General features: G+C 64.1%; 6 protein-coding genes and 2 rRNA genes. 3 read left to right on the plus strand and 5 right to left on the minus strand.

Translation table 11 applies throughout. The annotated features are described in order from the left end of the window. The 3 genes from AC2H6A_RS16435 to AC2H6A_RS16445 form a co-directional block, all read left to right on the plus strand. Positions 1-433: ribosomal RNA gene (locus AC2H6A_RS16435) — 23S ribosomal RNA — on the plus strand; the annotation flags it as partial. Positions 434-572: 139 nt separating this feature from the next. Then, positions 573-686, plus strand: a 5S ribosomal RNA gene (rrf, locus tag AC2H6A_RS16440). Between the two features lie 416 nt (positions 687-1,102). Further along, complete coding sequence (locus AC2H6A_RS16445) at positions 1,103-1,921, plus strand: DUF3047 domain-containing protein (protein WP_484274801.1); 819 nt, start codon at positions 1,103-1,105, stop codon at positions 1,919-1,921. Between the two features lie 90 nt (positions 1,922-2,011). On the opposite strand, the gene AC2H6A_RS16450 is transcribed toward AC2H6A_RS16445, so the two are convergent. The 5 genes from AC2H6A_RS16450 to AC2H6A_RS16470 all read right to left on the minus strand — a co-directional run. Continuing rightward, on the minus strand, positions 2,012-3,208 hold the full coding sequence (locus tag AC2H6A_RS16450; RefSeq protein ID WP_484274796.1) for an ABC transporter ATP-binding protein: 1,197 nt from the start codon (positions 3,206-3,208) through the stop codon (positions 2,012-2,014). Further along, complete coding sequence (locus tag AC2H6A_RS16455) at positions 3,205-4,245, minus strand: ABC transporter ATP-binding protein (protein ID WP_484274797.1); 1,041 nt, start codon at positions 4,243-4,245, stop codon at positions 3,205-3,207. The genes AC2H6A_RS16450 and AC2H6A_RS16455 overlap by 4 nt, the downstream gene beginning before the upstream one ends. Before the next feature lie 152 nt (positions 4,246-4,397). Further along, complete coding sequence (locus AC2H6A_RS16460) at positions 4,398-5,315, minus strand: ABC transporter permease (protein WP_484274798.1); 918 nt, start codon at positions 5,313-5,315, stop codon at positions 4,398-4,400. Beyond that, positions 5,315-6,940 (minus strand): ABC transporter substrate-binding protein, encoded by a 1,626-nt coding sequence (locus AC2H6A_RS16465; RefSeq protein WP_484274799.1) that lies wholly within the window; start codon positions 6,938-6,940, stop codon positions 5,315-5,317. Before AC2H6A_RS16465 ends, AC2H6A_RS16460 begins: the two co-directional genes overlap by 1 nt. 33 nt (positions 6,941-6,973) lie before the next feature. Continuing rightward, positions 6,974-7,346 (minus strand): M20/M25/M40 family metallo-hydrolase (locus AC2H6A_RS16470; protein ID WP_484274800.1); only part of this gene is annotated, 373 nt, incomplete at its 5' end.

The raw sequence follows: 7,346 nt of genomic DNA on the forward strand, positions 1-7,346 counted from the left end.
AGTTCATATCGACGGCGGTGTTTGGCACCTCGATGTCGGCTCATCTCATCCTGGGGCTGTAGCCGGTCCCAAGGGTATGGCTGTTCGCCATTTAAAGAGGTACGTGAGCTGGGTTCAAAACGTCGTGAGACAGTTTGGTCCCTATCTGCCGTGGGCGCTGGAGATTTGATGGGACCTGCTCCTAGTACGAGAGGACCGGAGTGGACTCACCTCTGGTGTACCTGTTGTCACGCCAGTGGCATCGCAGGGTAGCTCTGTGGGGAAGAGATAACCGCTGAAAGCATCTAAGCGGGAAACTCGCCTAAAGATGAGATCTCCCGGGGACTTGATCCCCCTAAAGGGTCGTCCGAGACCAGGACGTTGATAGGCTGGGTGTGGAAGCGTGGTGACACGTTAAGCTAACCAGTACTAATTGCCCGTGAGGCTTGACCCTATAACTTTGCTAATGATCAGCGCTACTGCATGTTGCGTTGTGATCGCAACCCAGTGTCTTCGGACACGACCAGTTCAAACGAATACTTCTTCTCTTCCAGGATTGGCCTTGCAGGGATTCCTGCAGGCGACAAGTCATGCCTGACGACCATAGCGAAGTGGAACCACTCCTTCCCATCCCGAACAGGACCGTGAAACGCTTCAGCGCCGATGATAGTGAGCATCTCGCTCGTGAAAGTAGGACATCGTCAGGCAAACCTCCACAAACCCCCAGGGCTGTCCCTGGGGGTTTGTTCTTTTGGGCAATACCTCAAGCCCTTGTCGCCGCATGGGCCACTCCCACGCCTTGCACCGGGCGATCTAAGCTCGGGGCATGAAGAACACCGGCGAGTCAGCAAGCAACAGCCCGGGACGCCACCGTCCATCCTCTGCTCGCGAAAAGACGATCACGTTTTTGCGGTTAAGCGGGAGCACGAGTGCAGGCAGGCATCTCGAGTTCTCCGGTAGCGCAGCGTCAAACCGGGAGCGCGCGGTGCCCAAATCCGGATCCGCAGCTGCATCGGCACTGACCAGGGATATGTTCAGGCCGAGCGGTGCAGCTTCTCACGCATCCGCCCTCATGTGTGTTCCAGAGAGCGCACAGCCACACGTCGTGCAAGGCCGGCGCCTCATGCTCGGTGTCCTGCCTGCGCTGGTGGCTTCCGGCTGTGCAGGGCCAGGCGTTCTTGAAGCCCCCGAGCGCCGATCCGGTGCAGACACCTCGGGCGTACTGCCACCGCAGAGGGAAACCGCTCTGCCCCATGGCGCTCTGCCCCATGGCGATGCGGGATCCACAGGCCTGATCCCACCCTTCTCAGCCGCACGACCGGGTGGTCCGCTTCCTCAGGGATGGGAAGAATGGCTTCTCCACAGAACCAAACGCAAGACCCAGTACGCTCTGGTCCGACATGACGGCAGAACGGTTCTACAAGCGCGGGCCGACCAGTCTGCGTCGGGACTGGTGACGCCAGTCGACAGGAGCCTGTCTGTTGGGAGCCGCCTGCGGTGGGCCTGGCGCATTGCTGCCTTGATCCCCGATGCGGACAACAGCGTAGCGGAAGCGGAGGATGCCCCGGTTCGCGTGGTCCTCAGTTTTGATGGGCCCTGGGAACGTCTGCCAGTCCGGGATCGACTCTTTGCGGAGCGGGTACGCCTGATTGCGGGACGCGAGCTGCCGTATGCCACGCTGATGTACATCTGGGCAAACCGCCACCCTATCGGACAGGTCATCGACAATCCGCACACACAGCGCATCCGCAAGCTCGTGGTCGACAGTGGGGACACCGACCTCAATCGTTGGCGCAACCATGAACGCCGGATTCACGAAGACTTCATGCAGGTCTTCGGTGAACCGCCTGGCAGGCTGACGCGGATCGGCGTGCTGACAGACACCGACAACACACGCTCAACCGCCGAAGCACTGTACAGCGACCTCGTGCTCAGTCCCTGACGGCACGCAAAGCGGCATGCCGCCCCACAAGCTCAGTACCTGATTGCACGCAAGAGCGGACCCCGCTCGACAACCAGGCCTGGACAGCGATCAACCACGCTTCTCCTCAATCGCATGGCACGCAACAAGGACCTCCTCGGCATTCGCAGGAGGCTTCAGTACCGGTCGTTCCCGTCGACACCGTTCACTGGCAAGCGGACAGCGAGGGTGGAAGGTGCATCCCGGAGGTGCCGCGAGCGGGTTCGGGACCTCTCCTGCCACCGGTGTGCGAATCCGACCATCGGCCGCCAGATCAGGGATGGAATCGATGAGCATGCGTGTGTACGGATGCCTGGGCTCGCGAAAGAGAGCGCGCTTGGGTGCGAGTTCGACCAGTCTGCCGAGGTACATCACCCCGATACGGTCACTCACGTGATGGACTACCGCAAGATTGTGCGAGATGAACAGGTAAGTCAGTGACTGCCGGGTCTGAAGATCCTTCATCAGGTTCAGAACCTGCGCCTGCACAGACACATCCAGCGCGCTCGTCGGCTCGTCGCAGACCAGGAACTCCGGCTCCGAGGCCAGGGCACGGGCGATCGAGATCCGCTGCCTTTGTCCCCCGGAAAACTGATGCGGATACTTCGCGCCATCGGCGGCAGACAGCCCGACCTGCGCGAGCAGATCTTCCACTTTGCGGTTGATTGCAGCAGTCCCGGACAGCACACCGGGCCGGCCCGAGCGCACCGCCGCGCGCAGTGGCTCGGCGACGATCTCACGGACGGTCCAGCGCGGGTTCAGGCTGGCATACGGATCCTGAAAGATCATCTGTATGCGCTGCCGGCGCGCTTCCTGTTGACTGCGGCTGGCCGCGCCCAGTGGCTCGCCATTGAAGAAGACGCTACCCGCGCTAGGTGCGTGAAGACCCACGAGCAGCCGCGCCACCGTGGACTTGCCACATCCGGACTCACCCACGAGCGCCAGCGTTTCGCCACGGCAGATGGTGAAGGACACCCCGTCGACTGCGCGCAGCAACTGGCGCGGGCGGCGCTCGATCACCCGGGTCAGCCAGGGCGGAGAGACATCGAAGATCTTCGACAGCGCGCGTGCCTCGACGAATGCGGACGGCGCCTGGGTGGGCAACCCCTGCGGGACGCGAGCCGCTGCATCGGGCGGATGCCCGGCATCCACCGGCGAGGGCTTCGCATCGCCGGTGCGCCCAGCCTCAGCGGTCCTGGAAGGCTGGACGCTCATCACGGTCCTGGAAGGCTGGGTGCTCGTCACGGTCTTGGAAGGCTCGATGCTCATGAATCACCCTGCTCCGGAACATGCAACCAGCATGCCGACATCGAACCGCCAGCACGCTCGGCATCGCCTCGGCGCACGCGCATGAGCTCCGGGCGTTGCTGCTCGCAGCGCGCCGTGCGCATGGCGCATCTCGGGTGGAAGCTGCAGCCGTTCGGTATGGCATTCAGGCGGGGCATTGCCCCGTCGATCTGCTCGAGCCGGTCGCGCTGCTCATGGATGCTGGGAATCGACCCCATCAGCCCCCGCGTGTAGGGATGCTGCGGTCGATGGATCACATCGGCGACGGCACCGATCTCGGCGATACGCCCGGCGTACATCACAGCCACTCTGTCGGCGGTCTCCGCGATCACGCCCATGTCGTGGGTGACGAGCATCACCGCGGTACCCTGATCCCGGCAGAGCTGGCGGATGAGGCCGATGATCTGGGCCTGAATCGAGACATCGAGCGCCGTGGTGGGTTCGTCCGCGATGATCAGCCGCGGCTTCGCCGCGAGCGCCAGCGCGATCACCACCCGCTGCCGCATGCCGCCTGAAAACTGGTGCGGATAGTGGTCGACGCGGCTTGCCGCGCCGGGTATGCCGGTGGCTTCGAGAAGCTCGATGGCACGCTGCCGTGCCTGGCTTGCGCTCAGGCCAAGATGAACCTGCACGGTCTCCGCTATCTGACGCCCGACGCTGTAGAGAGGATTGAGCGAGGTGAGCGGATCCTGGAAGATCGCGCCGATCTGTCGGCCGCGAACCCGCCGCATGGCCTCCGGCGGAAGGTTGTCGATGCGCCGCCCCTCGAGCAGGATCTCCCCGCCACTGATGCGGCCCGGCGGATCGATCAGCCCGATGATGGCCGCGCCAGTGATTGACTTGCCCGCCCCTGACTCTCCGACCACGCCAAGCACCTCGCCCGCCGCGATCTCGAATGACACATCATCGATGGCGGTGAGCAGCGCGCGTCTGGTCGCGAACTCCACGCGCAGCCGGCGCACCTCGAGCAGCGGCACCCGATGGCTCTCGGTCTTTGACGGTATGGCGGTGACGGACATGAAGAATGCGAAAGGTCAGGGGCGACTGTCAGGCTGCAGGCGTTCTCGTTGCGGCGGTGGTCGGCATGAGGAGGATTCGGGCCGGGATCGGTGTGCGCGCGGGCGGTTCGTCAGCGAACCAGCCCGAGCACCGCAGCGCTATCGCGGCAGCATCAGCGCAGCCTCGGGTTGAGCGCATCGCGCAGCCAGTCGCCGATCAGGTTGACCGACATGCACAGCATCACCAGCGCAAGACCCGGAAACACCACCAGCCACCACTCACCCGAGTAGAGGAAGTTGTTGCCGCTGTTGATCATCGTGCCCAGCGAGGGAGACGTGGGCGGCACACCCACGCCCAGGAAGCTGAGCGTGGCCTCGGTGATGATCGCGGTGGCGATGTTGATGGTGGCGATCACCAGAACCGGACCCAGAACGTTGGGCAGGACATGGGTCATCATGATCCGCCAGGCCGGCACACCGATGACTCGGGCGGCCTGCACGTACTCGCGGTTCTTCTCCACCAGGGTGGAGCCGCGTACGGTGCGGGCGTACTGCACCCAGTTGGCCAGCCCGATGGAGCCGATCAGCACCAGCAAGGCCAGGGTGTCGCTGTGTGCGTCGCGAGGCAGGATGGCCCGTGCTGCGCCGTCGATCAGCAGTGCGATCAGGATCGCAGGGAAGGACAACTGAACATCGGCCACGCGCATGATGAAGGCATCAAGGCGGCCGCCGGCATAACCCGAGAGCAGTCCGAGTCCTACGCCGAGCACCATGGCCAGCACCACCGAGGCCAGACCGACGAGCAACGAGATGCGCGACCCGTAGAGGATGGTGGACAGCACATCCCGTCCCTGGTCATCGGTACCGAGCAGATATCGCCACTGGCCTTCACCGATCCATGCCGGGGGCAACAACGAGTCGTTCAGTGACAGCGAGGCGAGATCGAAGGGCCGATGCGGCGCCAGCCAAGGCGCGAAGGCCGCGCCCAGCACCATGACCATCGCGACGATGCTGGCCAGCACGGCCACCGGGCTGCGCCGGAAGCTGTGCCAGACATCACCATCGAGGAATCTCGCCAGCGCTGCGCCCATCAGCGTTTGCCTGCCGCCTTGCCTGCCTCGGGCTTCATCACCACATACTTGAAGGGATTGAAGTTGTCGGGCAACTGGACGAGATCGACCGACTTCTTCATGCCCCAGGCCAGAGCCTGCTGGTGCAGCGGCAGGTGCCCGACATCATCGGCGTGCAGCTTGAAGGCCTCGCTGATCATGGCATTGCGGCGGCCCTGATCGGTCTCGCTCGCGATCTTCGCGGTGAGCTCGTCAAGCTTCGGATTGCTGTAGCTGCCCAGATTGAACTGGCCCTGGCCTCCCGCAGCCGGCGTCGCCATCAGGGCGAACAGCGGGTTGTGCGAATCATAGGTGCCCGGCGTCCAGCCCAGCAGGTAGAACGAGGTGTTGCGCGACAGGATCTTGGGGAAGTAGGTGGCCTTGCTTTCGGCTTCAAGGGTGATCTTCACCCCGACGCGGGCCAGCATGCCTGCCACCGCCTGACAGATTTCACCGTCATTCACATAGCGGTCGTTCGGGCAGTTCATCTTGACCTCGAACCCGTTCGGGTAGCCGGCCTCGGCCAGCAGCTTGCGGGCGGCCTCGGGATCGTGGGGCAGGCGCTTGTTGAGATCCGGCACGAAGCCCTTGATCCCGGGGCCGACCATCAGCGCGGTCGGCGCAGCCGCGCCGCGCATGATGCGGGTCTTGATCGCCTCGATGTCGATCGCCTGGTAGAAGGCCTGTCGCACCCGCTTGTCCTTGAACGGGTTCTTGCCTTTGACATTCGAGAACAGCAGCTCGTCGCGCTTCTGGTCCATGCCCAGGAATATGGTGCGCAGTTCCGGGCCCTGCATGATCTTGAGCGCCGGATTCTGAGCAAGCCGGGCCGCATCCTGCACCGGGACCGGCTGCATCATGTCGATCTCGCCGGAGATCAGCGCCGCCACCCGGGTGGCGTCGTTGCCGATGGGGGTGAACACCACCTCGTCGACATTGCTGTCGATCTTGTCCCAGTACGCGCCGTAGCGCGCCAGCGTGGTACGCACGCCGGGATCGCGCGCCTTCAGGCGGAACGGGCCAGTGCCATTGGCGCGGAACGAGGCGGCATTCTCCACGCCCTTGCGCTTGTCCACCGGCTGCGTGGCCTGATTGGCGACACACCAGCTCTGGCTCATGATGTACCAGAGCGAGAGCACGTCGGGCAGGATGGGGAACGGGCTGTTGGTGATGATGTCGATCGTGTGCGGGCCGACCTTGCGGATGTCCTTGATCGCACCCACGTAGGTCTTCACATCGGAGCCCTCGCCCGCCGCGCGCTTCCACGAGAAGATCACATCGTCGGCGGTGAAGTCGGTGCCGTCATGGAACTTCACGCCCTTGCGCAGGTCGAAGCGCCAGGTGGTTGGATCGGTCTGTTTCCAGGCCGTTGCCAGACCCGGGATCAGCCCGAGTTTCTTGTCGCGCGCGACCAGCGGCTCGTAGATGTTGCCGGTGAACGAGAGTTGCAGCGACTCGTTCAGCGAGTGCGGGTCCATGGAGAGCGCGTCTCCCTGGTCGGCCACCTTGAAGGTTAGCGCGGCCGCCGGGCTGGTGGCCATGAGCGGCATGGCCGCAGCGGTGGCGGTGGCCAGCGCGAGGGCGAGGCGTCGCAGTCGAGGCATCATGAGGTGTCTCCTGGAGATGGGGTGAGGGTCGGGTCAGGATCCGAGCGGCATCGAGCGCTCGACCAGCCTGACGAACAGCGAGGCGCCGAGCGGCAGGATGGCGTCGTTGAAGTCGTAGCGGGTGTTGTGCAGGAAGCAGCCGCTGTCGGTCCCGCCCTGGCCGATGCGGAAATAGGCGCCCGGCCGGCGCAGCAGCATGAAGGCGAAGTCTTCGGAGCCCATGCTCGGATCGAGGTCGGCAACCATGTTTTCGTCGCCGACCAGTTCGCGGGCGACTTCCTGACCGAACAGCGCCTCGGTCTGCGAGTTGACCGTGGCCGGATAGATGCGGGTGTATTCCACGCGGGCCCGCGCGCCGAAGCCCTGGGCGATCGACTGCACCAGTTCACCCAGGCGGGCCTCGATC

Source organism: Quisquiliibacterium sp., assembly GCF_982640115.1.